This window comes from Rhizobium jaguaris, assembly GCF_003627755.1.
In the GTDB taxonomy this organism is placed as follows: domain Bacteria; phylum Pseudomonadota; class Alphaproteobacteria; order Rhizobiales; family Rhizobiaceae; genus Rhizobium; species Rhizobium jaguaris.
The window spans coordinates 1231143-1255606 of the sequence record NZ_CP032694.1 but is presented as its reverse complement, the minus strand read 5'-3'; the positions used below and the strand labels follow the sequence as shown (position 1 = coordinate 1255606).

Annotated in this window: 23 protein-coding genes; 11 read left to right on the top strand and 12 right to left on the bottom strand. The window is 59.9% G+C overall.

All coding sequences use genetic code 11. The features are described from left to right. Positions 1 to 8 precede the first annotated feature (8 nt). Positions 9 to 1016 carry an asparaginase gene (locus CCGE525_RS06115; protein WP_120703509.1) on the bottom strand — a complete coding sequence of 336 codons (1008 nt, stop codon included), beginning with the start codon at positions 1014 to 1016 and terminating at the stop codon, positions 9 to 11. 150 nt (positions 1017 to 1166) lie between these two features. After that, positions 1167 to 1790, bottom strand: a complete 624-nt coding sequence (locus tag CCGE525_RS06110; protein ID WP_120703508.1) for a helix-turn-helix transcriptional regulator — start codon at positions 1788 to 1790, stop codon at positions 1167 to 1169. 99 nt (positions 1791 to 1889) lie between these two features. Between CCGE525_RS06110 and CCGE525_RS06105 the strand changes: the two genes are divergently transcribed. Further along, complete coding sequence (locus tag CCGE525_RS06105; protein WP_120703507.1) at positions 1890 to 3314, top strand: MFS transporter; 1425 nt, start codon at positions 1890 to 1892, stop codon at positions 3312 to 3314. Here the strand turns inward: CCGE525_RS06105 and CCGE525_RS06100 are convergent. The 4 genes from CCGE525_RS06100 to CCGE525_RS06085 form a co-directional block, all read right to left on the bottom strand. After that, positions 3295 to 4293 carry an NAD(P)H-quinone oxidoreductase gene (locus tag CCGE525_RS06100; RefSeq protein ID WP_120703506.1) on the bottom strand — a complete coding sequence of 333 codons (999 nt, stop codon included), beginning with the start codon at positions 4291 to 4293 and terminating at the stop codon, positions 3295 to 3297. The two genes, CCGE525_RS06105 and CCGE525_RS06100, sit on opposite strands and share 20 nt — an antisense overlap. Positions 4294 to 4373: 80 nt before the next feature. After that, entirely contained in the window at positions 4374 to 6179 is a 1806-nt protein-coding gene (locus CCGE525_RS06095; protein WP_120703505.1) for a GGDEF domain-containing protein, read from the bottom strand. A 209-nt stretch (positions 6180 to 6388) separates the two neighbouring features. Continuing rightward, on the bottom strand, positions 6389 to 6643 hold the full coding sequence (locus CCGE525_RS06090; protein ID WP_120703504.1) for a ribbon-helix-helix domain-containing protein: 255 nt from the start codon (positions 6641 to 6643) through the stop codon (positions 6389 to 6391). A gap of 230 nt (positions 6644 to 6873) precedes the next feature. Then, positions 6874 to 7422: an HdeD family acid-resistance protein gene (locus CCGE525_RS06085; protein ID WP_120703503.1), complete on the bottom strand. Its 549-nt coding sequence runs from the start codon at positions 7420 to 7422 to the stop codon at positions 6874 to 6876. A gap of 150 nt (positions 7423 to 7572) precedes the next feature. Here CCGE525_RS06085 and betI point away from each other — a divergent pair, with 150 nt between their 5' ends. The 3 genes from betI (at position 7573) to betA (ending at position 11525) form a co-directional block, all read left to right on the top strand. Further along, on the top strand, positions 7573 to 8184 hold the full coding sequence (gene betI, locus CCGE525_RS06080; protein WP_120703502.1) for a transcriptional regulator BetI: 612 nt from the start codon (positions 7573 to 7575) through the stop codon (positions 8182 to 8184). A gap of 1 nt (position 8185) precedes the next feature. Further along, complete coding sequence (gene betB / locus CCGE525_RS06075; protein ID WP_120703501.1) at positions 8186 to 9655, top strand: betaine-aldehyde dehydrogenase; 1470 nt, start codon at positions 8186 to 8188, stop codon at positions 9653 to 9655. A 220-nt stretch (positions 9656 to 9875) separates the two neighbouring features. After that, entirely contained in the window at positions 9876 to 11525 is a 1650-nt protein-coding gene (gene betA / locus CCGE525_RS06070) for a choline dehydrogenase (RefSeq protein ID WP_120703500.1), read from the top strand. Positions 11526 to 11537: 12 nt separating this feature from the next. On the opposite strand, the gene CCGE525_RS06065 is transcribed toward betA, so the two are convergent. The 3 genes from CCGE525_RS06065 to CCGE525_RS06055 form a co-directional block, all read right to left on the bottom strand. Beyond that, the gene (locus CCGE525_RS06065) at positions 11538 to 11837 is read right to left on the bottom strand and encodes a type II toxin-antitoxin system RelE/ParE family toxin (RefSeq protein WP_120703499.1); all 300 of its coding nucleotides are present in this window, start codon (positions 11835 to 11837) and stop codon (positions 11538 to 11540) included. Next, entirely contained in the window at positions 11834 to 12106 is a 273-nt protein-coding gene (locus tag CCGE525_RS06060) for a YlcI/YnfO family protein (RefSeq protein WP_120703498.1), read from the bottom strand. The genes CCGE525_RS06065 and CCGE525_RS06060 overlap by 4 nt, the downstream gene beginning before the upstream one ends. Before the next feature lie 186 nt (positions 12107 to 12292). After that, the gene (locus CCGE525_RS06055) at positions 12293 to 12739 is read right to left on the bottom strand and encodes an RrF2 family transcriptional regulator (RefSeq protein ID WP_120703497.1); all 447 of its coding nucleotides are present in this window, start codon (positions 12737 to 12739) and stop codon (positions 12293 to 12295) included. Positions 12740 to 13228: 489 nt separating this feature from the next. Here CCGE525_RS06055 and CCGE525_RS06050 point away from each other — a divergent pair, with 489 nt between their 5' ends. The 3 genes from CCGE525_RS06050 to cysN all read left to right on the top strand — a co-directional run bounded on the left by CCGE525_RS06050 (position 13229) and on the right by cysN (position 16531). Next, entirely contained in the window at positions 13229 to 13966 is a 738-nt protein-coding gene (locus CCGE525_RS06050; RefSeq protein WP_120706282.1) for a phosphoadenylyl-sulfate reductase, read from the top strand. A 125-nt stretch (positions 13967 to 14091) separates the two neighbouring features. Then, a complete protein-coding gene (gene cysD / locus CCGE525_RS06045) occupies positions 14092 to 15045 on the top strand; it encodes a sulfate adenylyltransferase subunit CysD (protein ID WP_120703496.1) in 954 nt (317 codons plus the stop codon). 1 nt (position 15046) lies between these two features. Beyond that, positions 15047 to 16531: a sulfate adenylyltransferase subunit CysN gene (gene cysN / locus CCGE525_RS06040; protein WP_120703495.1), complete on the top strand. Its 1485-nt coding sequence runs from the start codon at positions 15047 to 15049 to the stop codon at positions 16529 to 16531. Between the two features lie 93 nt (positions 16532 to 16624). Here the strand turns inward: cysN and CCGE525_RS06035 are convergent, their stop codons facing one another. After that, complete coding sequence (locus CCGE525_RS06035) at positions 16625 to 16924, bottom strand: ArsR/SmtB family transcription factor (protein ID WP_120703494.1); 300 nt, start codon at positions 16922 to 16924, stop codon at positions 16625 to 16627. Between the two features lie 55 nt (positions 16925 to 16979). Between CCGE525_RS06035 and CCGE525_RS06030 the strand changes: the two genes are divergently transcribed. Further along, positions 16980 to 17924, top strand: a complete 945-nt coding sequence (locus tag CCGE525_RS06030) for a threonine/serine dehydratase (RefSeq protein ID WP_162950134.1) — start codon at positions 16980 to 16982, stop codon at positions 17922 to 17924. 45 nt (positions 17925 to 17969) lie between these two features. On the opposite strand, the gene hisC is transcribed toward CCGE525_RS06030, so the two are convergent. Both hisC and CCGE525_RS06020 read right to left on the bottom strand, forming a co-directional pair. After that, on the bottom strand, positions 17970 to 19028 hold the full coding sequence (gene hisC / locus CCGE525_RS06025; RefSeq protein WP_120703492.1) for a histidinol-phosphate transaminase: 1059 nt from the start codon (positions 19026 to 19028) through the stop codon (positions 17970 to 17972). A gap of 146 nt (positions 19029 to 19174) precedes the next feature. Further along, positions 19175 to 20101: a LysR family transcriptional regulator gene (locus CCGE525_RS06020; RefSeq protein ID WP_120703491.1), complete on the bottom strand. Its 927-nt coding sequence runs from the start codon at positions 20099 to 20101 to the stop codon at positions 19175 to 19177. A 192-nt stretch (positions 20102 to 20293) separates the two neighbouring features. On the opposite strand from CCGE525_RS06020, the gene CCGE525_RS06015 reads away from it, so the two are divergent. The 3 genes from CCGE525_RS06015 to CCGE525_RS06005 all read left to right on the top strand — a co-directional run bounded on the left by CCGE525_RS06015 (position 20294) and on the right by CCGE525_RS06005 (position 23988). Beyond that, positions 20294 to 21859 carry an MFS transporter gene (locus CCGE525_RS06015; RefSeq protein ID WP_120703490.1) on the top strand — a complete coding sequence of 522 codons (1566 nt, stop codon included), beginning with the start codon at positions 20294 to 20296 and terminating at the stop codon, positions 21857 to 21859. 262 nt (positions 21860 to 22121) lie between these two features. Continuing rightward, the gene (locus CCGE525_RS06010; RefSeq protein ID WP_120706281.1) at positions 22122 to 22469 is read left to right on the top strand and encodes a hypothetical protein; all 348 of its coding nucleotides are present in this window, start codon (positions 22122 to 22124) and stop codon (positions 22467 to 22469) included. Positions 22470 to 22893: 424 nt separating this feature from the next. Next, a complete protein-coding gene (locus CCGE525_RS06005) occupies positions 22894 to 23988 on the top strand; it encodes a porin (RefSeq protein WP_120703489.1) in 1095 nt (364 codons plus the stop codon). Positions 23989 to 24464: the final 476 nt, after the last annotated feature.

Here is a 24464-nt window from a genome sequence, read left to right as displayed (position 1 = left end):
AAGCTGCCTTATGCCGCCAGCGTTGCCGTCGCTCTGATATCGCCGACATGGATGCCATTCCAATTGCTGAGCGCCTTGTTGGCCATCGTCGTAAGACCGGCGTGGACGTCGCTGCCTCTTTCAAAGAAGCGGGCAAGCGTGGCTGCAACCATGACTTCGGCGGCGCGGCCATTGCCATCATCGGCTTTGACCGCAATGGCGACGCCCTGTTCAGGGATTGCGGCACAGAAGACGCCTTCGGCGCCGGTTTTGGCGAAGATGCGGCCGTGGGCGATCTGCATCAGCTTGGTGCAGGCGCGGCCGGTGCCGGCAACGTAGAAGGGCTCGGCCATACAGGCTTCGAAGAGCCGACGCGAGGCCTTAGCGCGCAGCGGTTCAAGGCCATTGCCCGTCGCCATCTTGGCAAAACCATGCGCCAGGCTTCTCAGCGGCACGGCGTAATTCGGGATGGAGCATCCGTCGGTGCCGCAATTGTCGTGACCGAGCGGCGTTCCGGTAAGGCTCTGCATCGTCGCGCGGATCTGCTGCTGCAGCGGATGGTCGTAACCGACATAGCCCTTGGGATCGATGCCCTGATGACAACAGGCGCAGACAAAGCCGGAATGCTTGCCCGAGCAGTTGTTGTGCAGCGCCGTCGGCTTATCGATGGTGCGCGCCTGGTGGACGAGCGTTTTCTGGTCGGAAGACCAATGTGCACCGCATTCCAGCGCGCTGACGTCCCGGCCGGCACGGGCGAGCATGGAGGCAGCCAGCGCCACATGCGCGTCTTCACCGTTGTGCGAAGAGCAGGCCAGCGCCAGCTCTTTGTTGCCGAAACAGTAGGCATCCGCCGCACCGCTCTCGACCAGCGGCAGAGCCTGCATCGCCTTGCAGGCAGAACGCGGAAACACGCCCCTCTCGATATCGCCGAGCGACAGCACCAACTTCCCATCGCCATCGACCACGGCAACCGAACCGCGATGACGGCTTTCAACGAGATTTCCACGGGTGACTTCGACGCAGACAGGATTGGACATGATGGGAAGCGCTCTTTGATTTGCGGCATACGCTACTGATAGCTGCTGCACCTCGGATTGCCAATCGTCATATGAAGTGAAACCGCGGTGCAGGAATTTGTGACTTGTGTCGTGGGACGGCAAGTGAGCGAGCTACATAGCCATTTAGCTTCAGACCGCTCGAATCCGATAGGCACAACGTCGTGCGCCGAGGAGAATATGCTCTTCGCGTTCCACGTTTGCTCCAAGTGTGGCCCGAAACGTCTCGAGTTCCGACCGGCAGAAGCCGGCGCATACTGTCGCGGCGGCGCAGATCGGGCAGTGGTTCTCCACCAGCACAAGCGAGCCATCCTCTTCCTGCCAATGGTCGGCCATATAGCCCTCGCGCGTGCGGATGGCGGTAAGCGTCGCGACGCGTGACGGCAGATCGGCGGCGACTTCGACCTCGCCGCGGTAGCGCTTCAGTGTCTCCACTTCACGGGCGGATATGACCGCATCGACAGCACCCGGCCCTAGCTGGTTGGCCATCGTCGTCAGAAGCGTCGCGGTCAGATCGGCGTGGCCGTCGGGGAACCGGCCATTGCCGGCCGAGGTCAAATGCCAGAGCTGGCGCGGCCTGCCTCTACCTGAAGCAGCTTCCGTCACCGGCTCGACCAGGCCCTCATCCGCCATCTTCGTCAGCTGCTGGCGGGCCGCTTCCGACGATATGCCGAGCGCGCTACCGATCGCCGACGCGAGCTGCGCGCCCTCGGTTTTCAACAGGATCAGGATACGGTTGACAGGCGATTGGCGCATTTTTCCAAGTTTTCGCTTGTTTTAATTTCATAGCTATGTGATTTTCCAATTTATAACTTGGAAAATAATTATACGCTAGGGAAATTCCGGGGGCATCCGATGTCGAGCGTCGAACAAACAGTCACGCCAAAATCCATTTCCGTCTTCTCGCTCTTTTCGCCCGCGCTCCTGCCGGCGACGCTGATGCTTGGTGGCGGCGTCGCCCTCTATGCGGTCGAGGCCTACATTACCGCGACGATCGCGCCGTCCATCGTTCGCGACATCGGCGGCCTGGAGCTGTTTTCCTGGATGATAACGCTTTTCGTCGCGGCCGGCGTGCTCGGCTCGATCACCGTTGCCACACGACCGAGAGGCGTAGGCCTGCGCACCGTCTACGTCGCGGCGGCTTTGATATTCGGCGCAGGAAACCTGATCTGCGCCATCGCGCCGGCGATACAGGTCGTACTTGCCGGACGGGCAGTGCAAGGTTTTGGCGCCGGCATGCTGGCCGCACTCGCCTATGCTTTCATCCGCTTCGTCTATCCACAACCATTGTGGCGGAAAGCCTCTACACTTTACGCCGCCATATGGGGCGTCGCGACTGTGCTCGGGCCGACGTTGGGCGGGTTATTTTCGCAGGGCAGCGCCTGGCGCGAGGCCTTCGTCATTCTCGTGCCGCTGGCAGGCCTCATGGCCCTCTCGTCCCGATGGCTGCTGCCGCGCGTCGACGATGACAGGGCGCAACAGAAGACGCCAGTCCTTCAGATTGCCCTTCTGCTTGCCGCGGTCTTGTTGATGAGCTTCGCCGGAACCATCGAACCTATTTCGAGCAAGATCACACTCGTCGCAATTTCAATGGCGTCCATCTCCGCCATGCTTGCCATCGAACGAAAAAGCGCGAACCGGCTGCTGCCGCAGGGCGCGGTCATGCTCGGCAGGCCTATATCTCGGCTCTATTTGACGATGTTCACGCTCATGATGGTGCTTACGAGCGACATCTATATTCCCTATTTCCTGCAGACCCTGCATGGCGTGGCACCTTTGGTTTCAGGCTATCTGGTCGCTTTGGTTGCCCTCGGCTGGACCCTTGCAGCCTTTTTCAGTGCGTCGTTTTCCGGGAAACAGGCTGGCGTCTCGATCATAGTCGGCTGCGTGCTTGAAACCGCGGCCACGGCCTCGCTGATTCTTTTTCTGGCGAGGGACAATCCGTCCGGCGACCTTGCTCTGCTCGGCCCGGCCGTCGTCGCCATGTTCTTGATGGGCTGTGGCGTCGGCCTTGGCTGGGCACATCTGGTCACCAAGGTCATCGGCCTTGTCGACAGCTCCGAGCAGGACAAGGCGTCGGCGGCGATTTCGACGGTCCAATCGCTGGGTGGCGCGTTCGGCTCTTCCCTTGCCGGCGTCATCGTCAACAGTGCCGGTCTTGCCGACCCCGGCGACATCACGGGTAGTCTGTCGGCGGCCACATGGCTCTATGCGTTGATGGCCCTGCCCGGCCTCATCGCCATCGCGATGTCGTTGACCCTTAAGCCAGTTTCAGCATGATTTTGCCGATGTGACTGCTGGTCTCCATCAGCTTGTGGGCGTCGATGACGTCTTCGAAGGCAAATGTCCGGTGGACGACGGGGGCAACAGAGCCCTCGTCAAGAAGCGGCCAGACCTGGGAGAGAAGGTCGTCGCGGATGGCACGCTTTTCTTCTGCGGTGCGCGGGCGCATGGTCGAGCCGGTGACTGTCAGTCGCTTGACCATGATCGGCTGCAGATTGGCCCTTTCGGCCACGGCGCCGCCGAGGAAAGCGATGATAGACAGGCAACCGTCCTTGGCAAGCGAGGCCAGGTTCTTTTCGAAATAGGCGGCGCCGATCATGTCGAGGACGGCATCGACCCCATGGCCGGTTTCCGCCTTGATGACCTCGGCAAAGTCTTCCTCTTTATAATTGATCGCCCGTTTCGCGCCGAGCCTCTCACAGGCTTCGCATTTCTCCTTGGAGCCGGCGGTGGCGTAGACCGTGGCGCCGAAGGCTTTGGCAAGCTGGATCGCCGTCGTCCCGATGCCGCTGGAGCCGCCGTGGATCAGCACGCTCTCGCCTTCGGTAAGGCCTGCCATCTGGAAGAGATTGGCCCAGACGGTGAAAAACGTCTCAGGCAATGCGGCCGCGCGAACCGCGTCATAGCCATTTGGAAACCGCAATGCCTGGCCAGCCGGGAGAACGCAATATTCGGCATAGGCGCCACCGTTCGCGAGGCCGCAGACCTTGTTGCCGATGGCGAACTCCCTGACATCGGGCGCGACATCAACCACCTCGCCGGCGATTTCCAGACCGAGGATGGGGCTTGCATCCTTTGGCGGCGGATAAATGCCCTGGCGCTGCGCCACATCCGGCCGGTTGACGCCGGCCGCCTCGACACGAACTAGGATTTCGCCGTCTTTCAACACCGGCAGAGGCTTGCGGGCAATCGTCATGACCTCGGGCACGCCGAAGGATGGCAAATCCACAAAACGCATTTCAGACGGCAAGGGCATGGCTCGTTTCTCCTCTCCCAGCAAAGCAGTGGAGATAGTTTAGCGCATGCGGCTTGAAAAGAAGCGGGAGTGGGAGGGCGTCAATTCGTCTCGCCCAGGCTCAGGAACGCAACGCCGATTTCGTTTTCCTTCGCCCTAGCCTTGATGCCGGCGATCGATGTGCTGACACGGTTGATGTCGTCGATGACCAGGCCATCGGGCAGTTCGAGGATGCCGATGGAGCAACGCATCAGTGGGAATAGCGCCTCCGCGCCGCTGCGGTCATGCCCGCGCATGCGGCCGGCGGCGCGATCTTCCGCCGAATAGAATTCCAGGACGTCGGCGTGGAAATCGGCAAGCAGCCTATCCAGAACCTCGCGCAGTTCGCCAAGATTCCAACCGGTCACGCCGATGAAGAAATCATCACCACCGACATGGCCGAGAAAATGGCGTTCTGCGAAGAAGTAACGCCGCATCAGCGCTGCAAACAACGAGATGGCATGATCGCCGAGATGGAAGCCGTAGGCATCGTTGAACGGTTTGAAATTGTCGAAATCGCAATAGCAGAAATGTCTAACCTCATCGCCGTCGCGGCCGGCATTCTGCATGAAATCGTGGATGGCGCGATTGCCGGGCAGGCCGGTCAGCGGGTTCTGGTCCTGGGCAATCTTGAGCTGCTTCTCGTTGATGACCTTGATCAGCGAGGCGGCCGAGACGATGCCGGCATAATGCGTACCCTCGGTGACGATCAGGCAGTTGCTGCTTTCCATATTGGCGAAGATCGTCATCAGCGTATCGGCATCGGAGTCCAAGCCGACGATCGGCGCCATCTCGACGAAATGCGAAATCGAACGCTCATAGACCTTATTTTTCAGGAGGTCGCGGCCAAAGGGTTGATAGATATATTCCTTGAGCTGGTACTCGTGAATGATGCCGCGCGGTTCGCCGTTGGCGTTGACGACGGGGAAATAGGCGCGGCGCGGATTGCGGCGGAAGAGTTCGAAGACGCTGTCGATGCTGTCGTTCTCGCGAATGGTCGGCAACACTTCGATCTGCTTGCGGATGAGAATTTCGTCCAGCGATTGGCTATTGCGCGCTATTTTGCCGAGATCCTGCAGATGCGGGAAGCTAGGCTTCAGCTCGTTGATGAAGGTCGTCGGGCGGGCGATAAACCAGCCCTGGACAAGATCGACGCCGAATTCGCGGCAAATCAGGAACTCCGCCTCGGTTTCGATGCCTTCGGCGATGACACGGGTACCGAGGACGTGAGCGATGTTGACGAGGTTTCTGAGAATGTGGCGCTTGCGGGCGCTGCGATGGATATTGGAGACGAAATACCGGTCGATCTTGAGATAATCGACGGGATAGTCTGACAACAGCTTCATCTCGCCATGGCCGACACCGAAATCGTCGATCGCGAGCTTGAAGCCGGCGTCCCGCATCTTGGTGACCAAACCGCAAAATTCCGGCACACTTGTATTGTCGAAGCGTTCGGAGAATTCGAAGCAGACGGAGGACGGTGCGATGCCAGCCTTCTTCATATGCTGCAGCAAACCGCCGACCAGCATTTCGCCTTGCGGGATCAGGCGGACATCGAGATTGAGGAAGAGGGTCGCGGTGCCGGCATTGCCGAGGGTCGCGAATTTCGCCAGCGCCCGGCTTGTCACCATCTGTTCCAGTCCGAGGAGCTGGCCCGTGCGCTCGGCCTCGTCGAGGATCTGCATCGGGCTGTCGAAGCCGATACGCTCTTGCCCGCGCATCAAGGATTCATAGCCGAAAACCGCACCGGTGCCGGCCTCGACAATTGGCTGGAAGGCATTTTCGATAACGAGTTTGGCAAGCGTGACAATCTGGTCGCTCGCATACCGGCGCAATACGCCCGGCTCGACGGCGGCAGTCAGGGACATGCCTTTCTCCACTTAAGAATCTTGATCTAAGTTTTTTAATAAAACTTTGGATTTATCGCGTTTTCGGCCCAAGATGCGCCACAACCGTCAACGAAACCTTTCCCCCATGTGAAAGTTTCGTGAATGGTAAAGGAGCATTAACCATTCCGAAATTGCTTAGATCCAAAGCTCTGCGGTCATAGTCTCACGGTGCATACGGTGTTCGCCGTTCAGTTATGCCGGCGTCTTTCCGCCTCGTAATCGGCAAACATATCGGCAACGCGGCGGCTGCTCTTTGCCACGCCATCCGGATCATTGGCCGCCGCACGGGGCACATCGCAGATGTCACCACGCTTGCGCGCGGCATCCCACATGCGCAGGGCCTCGCGAACAACTTCGCTGCTCGAAGCATAGGTGCCCGTGTCGACGGCAGCGCGGATGCCGGCAGCTTGAAGCGGGGAGATGGAAACCGTTACCATCGGCATGATATTCCTCCCTTTTTAGCTCTTTAAGAAAAACTCTTTGCTGGAGATCTACTCCAATGCGTGTCATCGAAGCTTCGAAGGCGCGTCTTAAGAGACACGTCTGCCCGGATGACTGCGCCTGCCGTTAGGTCAGCCTGCGCACTCCGTCCTCCACGGAAGTGGGCGAAGAGTAACGCCGCTCCCACCTCTTGTCAAAAAGTAGCAGTCCGTTACTCCCCCATTATCCGCCGCTACTGCCTAAGAGCGAAGCCGAAGGCCATCAGCGTCCAGCCCTGGAAAATCAAGTCGACCGCCAGGAAGAGACCAAGCACCCAAAGACTGTTGACCGGCCAGCCGAGAGCGATGGCAATGCCGGCAAGTGCGGTCACCACGCCGCCGATGACAACCCATATCCAACCCCGCTCCGGTTTCAGCTTGCGGCCAACCCAGACACGAAATGTGCCAGCAATCAGCAAGGCGACGGCAAGAAACAGCGTCAGCGCTGCCGAAGCGAGCAAGGGATTGGCGAAAGCAAGAACACCGGCGATCGTATAGAGAAGGCCGCTGAGCACCCAGAAGAGAATATGCTCCCATCCCCGGACCTGAAAGGCATGCGCTAGGTGGATGACACCACCGATCAGCATCAGCACGCCGATGTAATAGACTGATGCGACTGTGGCTATGAAAAGATTGCCAAGCGCGATCCCGCCGCAAATGAGCAGAAACACACCGAGCGCAACAAACCATCCCCATTTGTCCCGCATGGCGGATGGCGGAATTTCATCCAGAACATTGACCATGACTGCACCTCCTCATTGAGCGGAATATGATACAGGAACATATCCCGGAAAGAGGCGGGAGATTTCTGATGTTAATCAATCCGAACAATGATTTTTTTGTTGATTGATCAGTCAATCAAAAATACACTGTAGCAAGTGCTGGGGTGAAGTATGCCGAAAGTTGGAATGGAACCGGTGCGCCGCAAGGCGCTTGTGGACGCGGCGATGCGCGTGATCGGCGATCATGGGTCGCTGACCGTCACCATGTCCGAAATCGCCAAGCAGGCAGGCGTTTCCCCTGCTCTCGCCCACCACTACTTCGGCAGTAAAGAACAGTTGTTGATCGAGACCGTCAGGAGTCATCTACAGCGACTGCGCGACAACACGGTGATAGCGCTGAGGGCCGCAAAGACGCCGCGGGAAAAACTGTCCGCCGTTATCCGCGTGAGTTTCCAGGCCGATCAATTCGCGCCGGAGACGATTGCCGCCTGGCTCGCCTTCTATGCCGAGGCGCAGCGTTCCGAGGAGACACGCCGCTTCCTCGTCATCTATGCGAGGCGGCTGCGCTCCAACCTGCTCGCCAACCTCCGAGCGCTGTGTCCGAGCGAAGACGCCGAGCGTATCGCCGAGGGTGCCGCGGCGATGATCGACGGGCTCTATATTCGCCAGAGCCTGAGATCGGCGCCGATCAGCATCGATGCTTCGATCACACTCACCGAGGACTATATCAACACAATGCTTGCGCCGCTTTCCAGGCAGGCCGCCTTTCAAAAGGACAGATAAAATGACCCTCAAAGCCCAGCCGAAAGCCTCGCATTTCATCGACGGGGAATATGTCGAGGATACCGACGGGACCGTCATCGAAAGCATCTATCCGGCGACGGGCGAGGTGATCGCCCGGCTGCATGCCGCAACCCCTGCCATCGTCGAGCAGGCGATCGCCAGCGCCAAGCGGGCGCAGCCGGAATGGGCGGCGATGAGCCCCACGGCACGCGGCCGCGTTCTGAGGCGCGCCGCCGAGATCGTGCGCGAGCGTAACCGCGAGCTTTCCGAGCTGGAAACCCTCGACACCGGCAAGCCGATTCAGGAGACGATCGTCGCAGACCCGACATCGGGCGCCGATAGTTTCGAATTCTTCGGCGGTGTGGCCCCAGCCGGCCTCAATGGCTCCTATATCCCCCTAGGCGGTGATTTTGCCTATACCAAGCGCGTGCCGCTCGGCGTCTGCGTCGGCATCGGCGCCTGGAATTATCCGCAACAGATCGCCTGCTGGAAGGGCGCGCCGGCCCTAGTGGCCGGCAATGCCATGGTGTTCAAGCCTTCCGAAAACACGCCGCTCGGTGCGCTGAAGATCGCCGAGATCCTGATCGAGGCCGGCTTGCCGAAGGGGCTCTACAACGTCATCCAGGGTGACCGCGAAACCGGGCCGCTGCTCATCAACCATCCAGACGTCGCCAAGGTGTCGCTGACCGGCTCGGTTCCGACCGGCCGCAAGGTCGCCGCGGCAGCCGCGGGAAGCCTGAAGCACGTCACCATGGAGCTAGGTGGCAAGTCGCCGCTGATCGTGTTTGACGACGCCGATCTCGACAGCGCCATCGGCGGCGCCATGCTCGGCAATTTCTATTCGACCGGTCAGGTCTGCTCGAACGGCACGCGCGTCTTCGTCAACAGGAAGATCAAAGCCGAATTCCTGAAGCGCCTGAAGGCACGCACCGAGGCGATGCTGATCGGCGACCCCATGGACGAGGCCACCCAAATCGGCCCGATGGTGTCCTGGGCACAGCGCGAGAAGGTGCTGTCCTATATCGAGAAGGGCAAAGCTGAGGGCGCCACGCTGGTGGCCGGCGGCGGCATCCCCAACAATGTCGCCGGCGAAGGCTACTATGTGCAGCCGACCGTTTTTGCGGATGTCACGGACGATATGACCATCGCCCGCGAAGAAATCTTCGGCCCGGTCATGTGCGTGCTGGATTTCGATGATGAGTCGGAAGTGATCGCACGCGCCAACGCCACCGAATTCGGCCTTTCCGGTGGAGTCTTCACAGCCGACCTCACGCGCGCGCACCGTGTCGTCGATCAACTCGAAGCTGGCACGCTGTGGATCAACACCTACAATCTCTGCCCGGTCGAAATCCCGTTCGGCGGCTCCAAGCAATCGGGCTTCGGCCGCGAGAATTCGCTGGCCGCGCTGGAGCACTATTCCGAACTGAAGACGGTCTATGTCGGCATGGGGCCGGTGCAGGCACCTTATTGAACAAATCCCTTCGCCCCGTGAAACGGGAAGAAGGTGGGTTGGAGAAATCGAACGGAGTGAGATTGCGACAAGTCGGATGAGGGGCTGCTGCGAGGATGCCGCATCTAACTGCCCCGCCCCTCACCCTACCCCTCTCCCCGCTCATGCGGGGCGAGGGAACGACCAAGCCCAGCCATCACCGTCGGAAGAAGAAGAACGCCCGCAGAGAAAGCCCATCGTCATGCAAGCAGATTTCGTCATCATCGGCTCAGGTTCCGCCGGCTCCGCCATGGCCTATCGGCTGTCGGAGGACGGCAAGCATTCAGTCATCGTCCTGGAATTCGGCGGCAGCGATTTTGGCCCCTTCATCCAGATGCCGGCTGCCCTTGCATGGCCGATGAGCATGAACCGCTATAATTGGGGTTATCTCTCCGAGCCGGAGCCGCAACTCAACAACCGGCGGATCACTGCACCGCGCGGCAAGGTCATCGGCGGCTCGTCCTCGATCAACGGCATGGTTTATGTCCGTGGTCACGCGGAGGATTTCAACCGCTGGGAAGAGCTTGGCGCCCATGGCTGGGCCTATGCCGACGTGCTCCCCTACTTCAAGCGGATGGAACATTCGCATGGCGGCGAAAAGAGCTGGCGCGGGACCGACGGCCCTCTGCATGTCCGGCGCGGCGATGCCCGCAATCCCTTGTTCCATGCCTTTATCGAGGCCGGCAAGCAGGCCGGCTTCGAGGCGACGGAGGATTATAACGGCAGCAAGCAGGAAGGCTTCGGCCTGATGGAGCAGACGACTTGGGCCGGCAGGCGCTGGTCCGCCGCGACTGCCTATTTGAAGCCAGCGCTGAAACGGCAGAATGTCCAATTGATCCGCTGCCTAGCCCACAAGGTGGTAATTGAAAACGGCCGAGCGACGGGCGTTGAGATCGAGCGCGGCGGCAAGACCGAGATCGTCAGAGCGAACCGCGAAGTCATCGTCTCGGCCTCCTCCTTCAATTCGCCGAAACTGCTGATGCTCTCCGGCATAGGCCCAGGACAGCATCTCAAGCAGATGGGTATCCAGGTGAAGGTGGACCGGCCGGGCGTCGGCGCCAATCTGCAGGACCACATGGAATTCTACTTCCAGCAGACCAGCCTGAAGCCGGTTTCACTCTATTCCTGGCTGCCCTGGTATAAGCAGGGCATCGTCGGGGCGCAGTGGATGTTCTTCAAATCCGGCCTCGGAACCTCCAATCAATTCGAGGCCTGCGCCTTTTTGCGATCGGCGCCGGGCATCAAGCAGCCCGATATTCAATATCATTTCCTGCCGGTCGCCATCAGCTATGACGGCAAGGCGGCTGCGAAGAGCCACGGATTTCAAGTGCATGTCGGCTACAACCTGTCGAAATCACGCGGCACTGTTACCCTGCGCTCCTCCGACCCGAAAGCCGATCCCGTCATTCGCTTCAACTATATGAGCCATCCCGAGGACTGGGAAAAGTTCCGTCACTGCGTGCGCCTCACGCGCGAGATCTTCGGGCAGCAGGCCTTTGAAGAATATCGCGGGCCGGAAATCCAGCCAGGTCCCGAGGTCCAGACCGACGATCAGATCGACGCCTTCCTCCGCGAGCATCTGGAAAGCGCCTATCACCCCTGCGGCACATGCAGGATGGGCTCGAAGGACGATCCGATGGCCGTGGTCGATCCCGACACTCGCGTCATCGGGGTCGACGGCCTGCGCGTCGCCGACAGCTCGATCTTCCCGCACGTCACCTATGGCAATCTCAACGGCCCTTCGATCATGACCGGCGAAAAAGCTGCAGACCATATCCTCGGCAAGCCGAGATTGGCACGATCGAACCAGGAGCCGTGGATCAATCCGCGGTGGGCGGTGAGCGATCGGTAAACGTCGATGGCTTCAATGGTAATCCTCTTCCCGCTGATGCCGGACGGCGAGGACGGTCACTGTCGTGTCATTCTCAATTTCGAAAAGAGCAACGTGACCGGAAGAACCGAAGGGGATTACCAATTCGCGCAGAAAGGCGTTATCGGCCGATGCTTTGCGACAGGTGAAGGGAAAATCGCCGAGCAGTTCGACCGCTTTTTGAATGGCCTCGAGAGCTCTCTCCGCAAGCTCGATATCTTTTGCGATCAGATAGTCGTAAAGACGCTCGAAATCCTCGAACGCGGCGGCAGTGTAGCGGATTGCATATTTCATTTCTGTCTGGAAGCTTTTGCCTTGGCAAGCTTGGCGGTCAGCATTTCCAGAACATCTCCCGAGTTATAGTAAGTGCCTGTCCGCTTCGCTTCATCCTTTGCCGCCAGTCCACGTGCAATGAACTGTTCCTGCGCTCGCCGATGATGAATCTGAGCGCGCAGGGAATTTTCGATGAACGCGGAGAGCGTCTCCCCCTCCTTGAGGACGCTTTCGGCGGCCGCACGCAGTTCCGGATCGACGCGAAGCGATGGGATGGAAGCGGATTTCATGACAAACCTCTTGCATTGCAATTGCGATGCAATTTTATTTGTGGATTGAGCAGAGTCAATGCATGCTTGATGTGAACGGCCGTCGCGCTGGCGATCGGGGTGATCATTGAGGCCGCGTCCTGATCTGCGGTTTCGCCGTCGATGCAATCGCGGCGGTAGAGCAATCCGCCACAGGCTGACGCTCACTCAGGCGAGCAGCCGGGCGACCTCGGCTTTATCGGGCAGCGCCACTGCATCGGCGATGGTGGTCGAGAACAAGACCTTGCGGGTCGCATCGGCGACCTTCGCGAAAACGTGGCGGATTTCGCAGGTCTGTTCGCCGTCGCAATCGTCGCAGCGGCGATAGGCGGTGATGGAGAGGCAGGGCAGCGGCGCGATCGGCCCATCGATGATGCGCAGGATCTCGCCGAAGGTAATTTCATTTGCCGGCTTGCGCAGGAGGTAGCCACCCTGCTTGCCGCGACGGCTGATGACAATGCCCTGATGTTTCAGGTCGAGAAGGATCTGCTCCAGAAATTTCTTCGGGATTTTCTGCTGAGCGGCAATATCGGAAATCATCATCGGCTCGCCCGCTTCAGCCTGGGCCAGAGCAGACAGCGCCCGCAGCGCATATTTTGCTTTCTGAGTGATCATTTCGAACCGTCTACACACACATACGATGCGCTCGCCCGACACATACGGCCACATCGTTTCGGAACTCTCAACACTTTTCACCAAGCTTTAATTCTGCATCAAAATGCAAACTAGAAAAAGCTTTTGTGATGCCGGCAACCCAGCCTTGTTTTCCTTCTTGTCGCTATGCCCACAGTTTAGGGCAAAATTCGGCATTTCGCATCTTTTTGGCCATCACTTCCGATTTCCGTTTGACAAGCTGCGTGTATCTCTACTATTTCTATAGACATTAAAGTAAGCGCTTAGATATGACTAGTCTTATCGGCGTTGCTGCACTCGCCCACTTCAGGGGCAAAACGCCTTGGTTAACCGCCGAGGCGGTCGGTTTTCCGCATGGGCGCGGCTTCATGGAGATATTTGCTCCCTATTCCCATGCTTTCGAAATCGGTTTTTCTGTCCGCTCCTGTCACAAGCTGCGATACTTCTGGCAACTTCAGGACAGGATTCTCTATGACTGCCATCAATCTTATCGAAGAAGCCGGAACGCTGAACAGCCGGTTGGCGGCGCTTGATCTCGCCGGCCGTCTGTCTCTGGTCGCCGGCCTTGGCGGCCGCGCTGTCTTTACGACCTCCCTTGGGATTGAAGATCAGGTCATCACCGCGGAGATCGGCAACCATCGTCTGCCGATCGAAGTTGCGACCCTACAGACCGGTCGTCTCTTTCCCGAGACGATGGCGCTGATCGATGAAACGGAAAGCCAATACGACATCCATATTAGCCGTTACGAGCCGGAACAGGCCGACATCGATGCCTATGCCGCGAAATATGGCCTCAACGGTTTTTACGAAAGCGTCGAAGCCCGGCATGCCTGTTGTGGCGTGCGCAAGCTGAAGCCGCTTGCGCGAGCACTTTCCGGGGCCACAATCTGGATCACCGGCCTGCGCCGCGGCCAGTCGGCAAATCGCGCCGATACGCCTTTTGCGGAATACGACCCGGAACGCAATCTCATCAAGGTCAACCCGCTTGCCGACTGGGACATCGACGCGATCCGCGCCTATGTCGCTGACAATGGCGTGCCGGTGAACCCGCTGCATCAGCGCGGCTATCCCTCGATTGGCTGCGAGCCCTGCACCCGCGCCATTAAGCCGGGCGAGCCCGAACGGGCCGGTCGCTGGTGGTGGGAAAACGACGAGAAACGCGAATGCGGCCTGCATGTTCATGAGGAAACTGCGGTTGCTGCCCAATAACACCCGCCGGTTCCCGGCCACCGGTTTGAAGCGCGCTCAGATTCGCCGCCATCCACCGGGAACCAACGCATCCCCATTCATTCCGACATCTGCCGTCGGGATTAATTGAAGTTCTGGAGTTAGAAATGCCCGATAGCCGTCCGGATAAGGAACTCTCCAATCCGCAAAGCAGCAAACCGCCACTCGATCCGCATCTGAAGGCGCTGGAAAACGAGTCGATCCATATTTTCCGCGAAGTGGCGGCCGAATTCGAGCGCCCGGTGATGCTCTATTCGATCGGCAAGGACTCCTCTGTGCTGCTGCATCTGGCGCGCAAGGCCTTCTATCCCGGCCGCGTGCCCTTCCCGCTCCTGCATGTGAACACCGGCTGGAAGTTCGCCGAGATGATCACCTTCCGCGACGAGATCGTGAAGAGATACGACCTCGACCTGATCGAGCATATCAATCCGCGCGGCCAGGCCGAGAACGTCACGCCGTTCACCCACGGCTCGGCGCGCTATACCGACATCATGAAGACGGAAGCGTTGCGGCAGGCGCTCGACGCCGGTCAGTATGACGCTGCTTTCGGCGGTGCGCGCCGCGACGAAGAGGCCTCGCGCGCCAAGGAACGCATCTATTCCTTCCGCACGCCGGACCATCGCTGGGATCCGCGCAATCAGCGCCCGGAACTGTGGAACATCTATAACGGCCAGATCCGCAAGGGCGAGAGCGTCCGCGTCTTTCCTCTGTCGAACTGGACCGAAGTCGACATCTGGCGCTATATCCAGGCCGAAGAGATTCCGATCGTGCCGCTCTATTTTGCTGCCAAGCGCCCGGTCGTAGAGCGCGACGGCATGATGATCATGGCGGCGGATCCGCGGCTTGAACTGCTACCCGGCGAGGTCAAACGCGAGGAGGTCATCCGCTTCCGTACCCTCGGCTGCTTCCCGCTGACGGGCGCGATCCGCTCAACGGCCACCACACTCGAAGACGTTATTGCAGAGCTGGAAATCGCCACGGTGTCCGAGCGTCAGGGCCGCGCCATCGACCGCGACCAATCCGGCTCCATGGAAAAGAAGAAGCGTGAAGGATATTTCTGAGATGACTGCAGCCGCAACCGCAAACGTCGTCACCCTGCCTGCCGCCGAGCCCGCCAAGGCGGCGCGCGACTCACGCCCGCTTCGCCTGATCACCTGCGGCAGCGTCGACGACGGCAAGTCCACGCTGATCGGCCGTCTGCTCTGGGATACCAAGGCCGTCAAGGAAGACCAGGCCGCTACGCTACAGCGCGATTCCACCGGCAAGCAGAACGATCTCGGCCTGCCCGACTTCGCGCTTCTGCTCGACGGCCTGCAGGCCGAGCGTGAACAGGGCATCACCATCGATGTCGCCTATCGCTATTTCTCGACCGACAAGCGCTCCTTCATCGTCGCCGACACGCCCGGCCACGAGCAATATACCCGCAATATGGCGACCGGCGCCTCCACCGCCGATCTCGCGGTCCTGCTGGTCGATGCGCGCATGGGCATTCTCGAACAGACGCGCCGCCATGCGACGATTGCTTCGCTGCTCGGCATCAAGCAGTTCGTGCTCGCCGTCAACAAGATCGACCTGACGAACTACGACCGCGCCGGCTTCGAGAAAATTTCGCATGATTTCCGCGAATTCGCTCTGTCGCTCGGCGTCAAGCAGATCACCGCCATCCCGATGTCGGCGCTGAAGGGGGAGAACGTCGTTTATTCCGGCGAAACCTCCATGCCTTGGTACAACGGCCCGACGCTGGTCGAAACACTGGAACTTGCCACCGTACGTTCGGCGCAGACGGTCGGCTTCCGCCTCTCAGTGCAGCGCGTGTCGCGGCCGGGCGAAAGCTTCCGTGGCTATCAGGGCACGGTTGCTGGTGGCTCGGTAAAGCCGGGCGACAGTGTCATGATCCTGCCGTCGGGGATGGTCGCCAACGTCTCGAAGATCGTCACCTTCGATCTCGTGCGCAATGCCGCAGTGGCCGGCGATGCCATCACGCTTGTGCTTGACCGGCAGGTGGACGTGTCGCGCGGCGACATGATCGTCGCCATCGACAGCCAGCCGCAGTCCGGCCTCGCCTTCGACGCTCAGATCGTCGCGCTGCAGCCGGAAGGCATCGAGCCCGGCAAGCGCTACTGGCTGAAGAGCGGCAGCCGCCGTCAGCGTGTGCAGGTGCAGCCTATCGCTCAGCTCGAGCTGAAGACCGGTGCCTGGGCACCGGCACAGTCGCTATGGATGAATGCGATCGGCAAGGTCCGCCTTTCCTTCGACGAAGCCGCGGTCTTCGACCCCTACGACCAGAACCGCTCGACCGGCTCCTTCATCCTGATCGATCCGGAAAGCAACAATACGGTTGCCGGCGGCATGATCACCGGCAAGCGCGCCGACGTCGGCGGCATCCACAAGGACGGCCAACGCGTGCTCTTGTCGCTGCCGGCCGACCTTGCCGACCAGATCATGGCGAGCGAACTCTTCGCCAGCCGCCGCGACGAAACCGAAGTCCGCCGCGTCACCGCCGCCCAGGCAGCGGAGATTTGGGCGAACGCGGCTAGCGATATTTGATCGCTATCGCATCTGATAAAGAAGGCGGCGGGCTCAGCTCAGCCGCCTTTTTCATTTTAGGATATCCACTGGACCGGCGTCATGATGATTTGGCTAGAGGCTTGCAACAACTGCCGCCAGCGCTGCCATGCGGGATTCATCGCGCTTGTAGAATATCCACTGTTTGATGCGCTTTGGCCGCAATAGACCGGCTTGAACCAGAATGCGCATGTGCTCGCTCAAGGTTGCCTGGGATATCTCGAGCTTTTCGGCAACGAGGAGCGCGCAGACGCCATCCTCCACCAGATCGCCGTCGATCTGCGGAGGAAAATGAGCGCGGGGATCCTTCAGCCATCTGAGAATGCTGATGCGGCGTTCGTTGGCCAGGGCCTTGATAAGATCAATCTCTTGCATTTCGTCACTTTGCTAAGTAACAAAGTTATTGTCAACTTCTGTCCGCGAGATGCCCATGTTTCCCGACACAAAGATCACCCCCGAGCGTATTGCAGAAACCGAAAAGCGGATCCGCCCGCATATCCGGCACACCCCGGTTTTACGTTCGGACCTCGCGGATTTCGGCCTTAATCCGGGCCGTCTGGACTTCAAGCTCGAATTTCTGCAGCATTCCGGCTCGTTCAAGGCGCGGGGCGCCTTTTCCAGCCTGCTTGGCAGAGACGTGCCGGCGGCTGGTGTCGTTGCGGCATCCGGCGGCAATCATGGTGCGGCGGTCGCCTATGCCGCGATGCGGCTCGGCATTCCGGCGACGATCTTCGTGCCGAGTGTGACGTCGCCGGCCAAGGCCGAGCGCATTCGTGGCTACGGGGCCAACCTCGTCATCGGCGGGGAGCGTTATGCCGATGCGCTTGCCGCCAGCCAGCAATGGGTCGAGGAACGCGGCGCGATGGCGATCCACGCCTATGACCAGCCGGAGACCCTGCTCGGGCAAGGGACGATCGGGCTCGAGATCGAGGCGGACATTCCCGATATCGACACGCTGTTGGTCGCGGTCGGCGGCGGCGGATTGATTGGCGGGATCGCTGCCTGGTTCGAGGGACGCGTCCGGGTCGTTGCTGTCGAGCCGGAAGGCGCACCGACGCTCTGGCAGGCCTTCGAGGCCGGGCATCCGGTCGATGCCCCCGCCGGCAGCATCGCCGCCGATTCGCTTGCTCCAAAGCGCGTTGGTGAGTTGATGTTCCCGATTGCCCGAGCCTATGCGCAGCGCCCCCTGCTGGTATCGGACGACGAGATCCGCCAGGCGCAGCAGACTTTATGGGATCGGCTGCGGATCGTCGCCGAGCTCGGCGGTGCGACGGCATTTGCCGCGCTGTTTGCGAACAAATATGTCCCGGCTCCAAACGAGCGTGTGGCCGTGCTGCTTTGCGGCGCGAACACGACCGCCGTTCGGTTTGACTGAAGCAGTTAGGGAGAAGCCTCGGAACGTTGATTTCGAGACGTCAGATCACTGCAATATTTCGCCGAGCGCCGCCAGGAGGCGATCGCATTCCTCGTCCGTCCCGATGCTGATGCGCAGGAAATCTTCGATACGCGCGGCGGAAAAGCGCCTGACCAGGATTTTCCTGCTTCTCAGTTCCCCCGCCAGTACCGCCCCCACCTTGCCGGGATGACGCGCGAACAGGAAATTGGCGGATGACGGCAGCACCTCGAAACCGAGTTCCCGCAAGGCGGCAGCCAGCCGCTGCCGGCTGGCGACGATCAGTTCGCGGTGGCGCTCGAACCACTCCCGATCCTTCCAGGCTGCCAGTGCGCCCGCCAAAGCGAGCCGGTCGAGCGGGTAGGAATTGAAGCTGTCCTTGACCCGCTCCAACGCCTCGATCAATGGCCTTTGCCCGACGGCGAAGCCGACGCGCAGGCCGGCCAGCCCGCGAGACTTGGAGAGCGTCTGAATCACCAGCAGGTTCGGATAATGGCGGACGAGCGGAACGGCGCTTTCGCCGCCGAAATCGACATAGGCTTCGTCGATGACCACGACCTGATCGGGACGATCGCGGAGAAGGCTCTCGACCTCGGCGAGCGGCAGGCCGATACCCGTGGGCGCATTGGGATTGGGCAGGATGATGGCGCCGCATGGCCGGCGATAGTCATCAAGCCGAACCCGCATCTCCCCATCGACCGGGATTTGCTGGAACGCGATCCCATAAAGGCGGCAATAGGTCGGATAGAAGCTGTAGGTGATGTCGGGGAACAGCAGCGGCCCGTCGTGGTTCAGCAGTCCCTGGAACGTATGCGCCAGCACCTCGTCCGATCCGTTGCCGACAAAAACCTCGTTTGCGTCGAGGCCGAAGCTTTCGGCGATAGCGGCGCGCAAATCCCGCGCCGTCGGATCGGGGTAGAGCCGCAGCGTATCGGCGGTGGCTTGTGAAATAGCCTCCAGCGCCAGCGGCGAAGGCCCGTAGGGGCTTTCATTGGTGTTCAGTTTGACCAGGCCGCTGATGACCGGCTGCTCGCCGGCAACATAGGGGGTCAAGGAATGGACTATGGGGCTCCAGAAACGACTCATCGTGCTTTCAAACTTAACTGCCGGTGGTGGCTGACCCCGAGCGGAGGATTTTCATTTCATTCATGGCCGGTACCGTCGCAAAATCGAGCTCGCGCAGCAACTGCCTGCGAGGCAGGTTCGAAACGATATCCCGGCAAACCGTTCTTTTACGATAAGGTAGCCGCGCCCGGCAGAGCTTCGCAGCGCTCCGCGAAAAGTCGTTCGCTGAGAAAATCGACGAAGACCCGAACCTTAGGAGAGAGATGGCGATTGGATGGCCAAAGCAAGTGGAAACGACCTGGACCATCGATATGGGCGTCAAGCACCGTGCACAGCTTGCCCTCGGCAAGCGCGCTGCGCGCCAAGAAATCCGGCATGCAGCCAATACCGAGACCGCTGAGGGTAGCGCCACGCAGCGCCTCCATATTGTTGCATGACAAAACCGTTCGCGTGCGCAATTCCGGTTCGCCTTCCGGCAGGGTCAGAGGCCAATTCTGAACCTTGCCGCTGTTGGGGAAGCGGAAGTGGATGGCCAAGTGGCCGTCGAGGGCGCGCGGGCAATCGGGAACACCATAACGTTCGAGATAGACGGGCGCTGCGCAAAGCAGCATCTGGAACGGCCGCAGCGAGCGCGACATCAGCCGCGAATCCGGCAGATTGCCGCTGCGGATCGCCACATCGACCCCCTCTTCGATCATATCGATAATGCGGTCGTTAAAGTCGATATCGAGTTCGACTTCGGGATAGCGCGCAATAAATTCGGGCAGCACCGGCAGCAGGAGATGGTAGGTGACGATGGGCACGCTGACGCGCAGCCGCCCGCGTGGTACGGCAACCGCCTGAGCGAGCGACGCCTGGGCGTCGTCGAGATCATCAAGCACGCGCCGGCAGCGCTCGTGGAAGAGGCGCCCCTCCTCAGTCAGGCGAATACTGCGGGTCGAGCGCTGCAGCAGCCGGACGCCGAGCTGCCGTTCGAGATTGGTCACCGCCTTGCCGACAGCGGAGGCCGAAAGGCCAAGCACGCGCCCCGCGGCGGCAAAGCTGCCGAGATCGGCGGTTCGCACAAAGGCAGTCAAGCCACTTAGCCGATCCATTCCCTTTGTCCATTCGAGCGTTTTCTTCCGGTATAAGTGGAAACTTAGCGCTATTTTCCTTCAATTGAAGCAAAATTATCCTGCTTCGGTATTTCACCACTCCCGCGGCCGATGGACGCCGCTTTTTAGAGCCGGTTTCCACTCCCAAACCGACCGCGGGTTCTCTTTTGCTCAAGCTCAGCGGAAATCCCGATGCATCCAAACAAGATAAAGGCCGCGAGTCCGGCCGAAAAACTATTCGTTCTCATCGCCGTCTGTTGCGCGGCCGCCGCCATGCCTCTTACCTTCACCGGCCCTGCCGTCGCGTTGCCGGCAATCAGCCGAACGCTTGGCGGCAGCCCGATCGCGCTCAACTGGGTTACCAATGCCTTCATGCTGACCTTCGGTAGCAGCCTCATGGCCGCCGGTGCGCTCGCCGACAGCTTCGGGCGCAAGCGCATCTTCCTCATAGGGCTCGCCGGCTTCGCCCTGTTCTCGGCGGGACTGGCCTTCGCCGGCGACATCGTCTGGTTCGATATCCTGCGGGCGCTGCAAGGCATGGGCGCCGCCGCCGCATTTTCCGGCGGGATGGCCTCACTCGCGCAGGAGTTCGAGGGACCAGCGCGCATGCGTGCCTTCAGCATCGTCGGTTCAAGCTTTGGTGTCGGCCTTGCCTTCGGGCCGATCGCGTCCGGCCTGATGATCGAAACCTTCGGCTGGCCGGCGATCTTTCTTCTGGTCGTCATCCTCGCCGGCCTCGCTTTTGGCCTCGGCGCATATTTCCTGACCGAGTCCAAAGATCCCGATGCCGCGGATCTCGATTGGCCAGGCGCACTCAGCTTTACGCTCGCCCTGACATTGTTCACCTACGGCGTGCTGCGCGCTCCGCAGAGCGGTTGGAGCGACCCGCTGGTCGTTGTCTTGCTTGCGGGAGCAGTATTGCTCTTTGCGGCCTTCGGCGTCATCGAACGTTTGGTGAAACGCCCAATGCTGGAACTCACTCTGTTTCGGTATCCGCGTTTCGTCGGCGTGCAGTTGCTGGCGGCGGCACCCGCCTATGCCTTCGTCGTGCTGCTCATCCTGCTTCCCGTTCGCTTTGTCGGCATCGAGGGCATGAGCGAGGTCGCGGCCGGCCGCATGATGGTCGCCCTGTCGGCGCCGCTTCTCATCCTGCCGATCGTTGCCGGTCTGCTGACGCGATGGTTCACGGCCGCCACCATCTGCAGTGTCGGCCTGATCATTTCCGCCGCCGGGCTGTTCTGGCTCAGCCATCTCGCGACAAGATCGGCGTCGACCGCATTGATTGGTCCACTCCTGACGATCGGCATCGGTATCAGCCTGCCCTGGGGCCTGATGGATGGGCTTGCCGTCAGCGTGGTTCCGAAGGAACGGGCGGGCATGGCGACCGGCATCTTCAGCACCACCCGCGTCGCCGGCGAAGGCGTAGCGCTTGCTGTCGTCAGTGCCGTCCTTTCGGCGCTCATACAATCCTATCTCGGCGCTGAGGCGGGCGAACATGCCTCCATTGCAGCGCAGCGGCTCGTCACAGGCGATCTTCTCAACGCGGCATCGAATGTGCCGGCGATCGGACATGCCCAGCTGATCCAAGGCTACAGTGATGCCTTTAGCGCGCTGTTGTGGCTCCTGATGGCGATCACAACCATTACAGCAATCGTCGTCTTCGCGTTCCTTGGCCGCGGTACCGGGGAGAGCACCGTCGAAGCCGTGGACCTGGAAGCGGAAGACGACGAAGAAGCGCTGAAAGCCTCCAACGCCTGAGACCACTTCGGCATCAGCGAGCCGGCATAATGGTGCCGGCTCATTTCGCCGCAGATCGCCTCATCCATGATTAAGGAAATCTGCGCTTCCCTCTTCGCCTTCCGATCAGATAGGCCGAGGCGTAAGCTACGGAAATCGCGGGTTGCGAGCGTTTTTTGGCGCCTCTCGGCACGCAACAATATATTTCGAAAACACACAAAATGTGTGCGCCGCAGAATGGCGATCGCAGCTATAGAATAGCGCCATGATATCGGGCCGGTTTTTGAAAATTATCGCTTGGAGCTACATCGCGGCACTGGTTGCGGTGACCTTTGCGCATCTCAATTGGCAGGCCGAGTTTGGCAATCCTTTCAACATGTATCGCGCGGGCGCACTCTGCGTCGCCGGCATGCTGGCGCGACTTGCCTATCCACAGTCGCCCTCTTTCACCTGCCTGTTGATGATCGGCAGCGTTTCGGCGCTCGGCTTCTCACATTTTCTGGCGAATGGAAGTTACGGCTCTCCGATGGATATCATCGTCGGCATGGCCGGCGCCCTCTGGGGCATCGCAATCGGCGCCATGCTCAGCAAGCTGATATCGCCGACTTCGAAACGAACCGTTCTCTATTAAGCGGCGCTCCGCGACTTTCACCGCTGACAGCAATCCAGCGCGCACTGTTGAAGGCGCGGATCTGGTTGAGAGCGGCGCGCCTCCACACCCACAGGGAAATTCTCCCGCAACCGCCTTCCCTTCGCATGTCAAGGGACTGGCTCCCTGGATCGTACTCCAAAATGATTATTACGGCGCCAATATTATGAGTGTCTTACTATTTTGTTTGCGGATGTTGCTTTCCTGCAACTGAAATTTTTAAATCATGAAAATGCCGCTCTGCAAAAAATATATCATATAACTTTGCAGGAATTAGTCCTTAATAGGGAACAGAAGCGGGTGGGGCCTGCTTCTCCCGAGTCGGGGTTTTTAACAGGGATAGGGTGAGGCACGTCGATTTTCGGCGCGATGGCCTGTGCCCAATCTATATTGGATTGGAGTTTTTATGAATATCAAGAGCCTTCTTCTCGGCTCCGCTGCTGCGCTGGCAGCAGTTTCCGGCGCTCAGGCAGCCGACGCTGTCGTCGCCGCTGAGCCGGAGCCGCTCGAATACGTCCGCATCTGCGACGCATATGGCGCTGGCTACTTCTTCATCCCGGGTACCGAGACCTGCCTCAAGATCGGCGGCATGGTTCGTACCGAAGGTAAGTGGTACAACGCTTACAATCCGGGCCCAGGCGGCGACTATGGTACGCTGTGGCACACCCGCGCTCAGCTTTCCATCGACACGGCATCGGACACCGAATACGGTCCGCTGAAGACCAACACCGTCTACCGTTTCGACTGGCAGGAAGGCGGCTCCACGACCCCGAAGCTGCTGTGGGCTAACATCAGCCTCGCTGGTTTCCTGGTTGGTAAGCAGGACTCGCAGTACAACCTGTTCACCGGTTACGCCGGCGACGTCATCAACGACGACGTGATCTATGACGGCCCGTACGAACTCAACCAGTTGACCTACAACTACGACGCCGGCAACGGCTTCACGGCTGTGGTTTCGTTGGAAGATTCCAATTCCGGCGCTGACGCGTCTTCGTTCGGCGGCGCTTGGGTTAAGTCCGAGCAAAACCACTATGCTCCGAACGTCGTAGCCGGTGCTGGCTACAAGGCTGGCGCTTGGCAGTTCCGCGTCGTCGGTGGTTATGACTCCATCGTCGAAGAAGGCGCTGTCAAGGCTCGTATCGACGCCAACTTCGGCGCCTTCTCGGCCTTCTTGATGGGCGGCTGGAACACGGACGGCTCCAAGCTGAACCAGTATGCCGGCTCGAACCTGGACCCGTCGGCTTGCCCGGTTGGCCGTGGCGATCTCTGCGGCTGGGGTGACTGGGCTGTTTGGGGTGGCGTTGGCTATAAGATCAGCGACCAGCTGAAGTGGAACGTCCAGCTCGCCTACACCGACTCGAAGATCTTCGAAGCCACGACGAACCTCAAGTGGAACCCCGTCAAGAACCTGCTCGTCGAGCCGGAAGTTACCTACACCAACTTCGATTCTGTGAACCAGGATCAGTGGGCTGGTATCCTCCGCTTCCAGCGCAGCTTCTAAGACCTCATTTCCGAGATCTGATCTGACTTGACCCCTGATCGGATGGGGGCCGGTCCGTCTTCCAGCGAAGCCGGGCCGGTCCTTCCGAGTTGGAACCGCTACATTTGAGAATCGCTACCACCCGGATGCAGCACATCCGGAGGTGGAATTTTTTATTTGTAACATTATATATAATGTTATTCTTATATTATATTGCTGGGTGGATTTTCGAAAGCCAGAGACCGCCGGCATTGTTTCGGCTTCGCGATAACAAAAAATAGCGGGCCAAGATAAGGCTGCTGCTGCTTTCCCGGGTGTCAAAACTGTGGCCCCGCGAAGAGGCTTTTGATGATGCGCTCCAAACGTATCAAGATTATCGACAAGCCGCATTTTTTGTCGTAGAGAGGCCGCATGTCATTCACCTACGCAATTGCCTCGCGATTTTATTCGTACCGCTGCTCTCAGCGGAGGCGGGCCCGTGCGTAGGTAAAATCGAC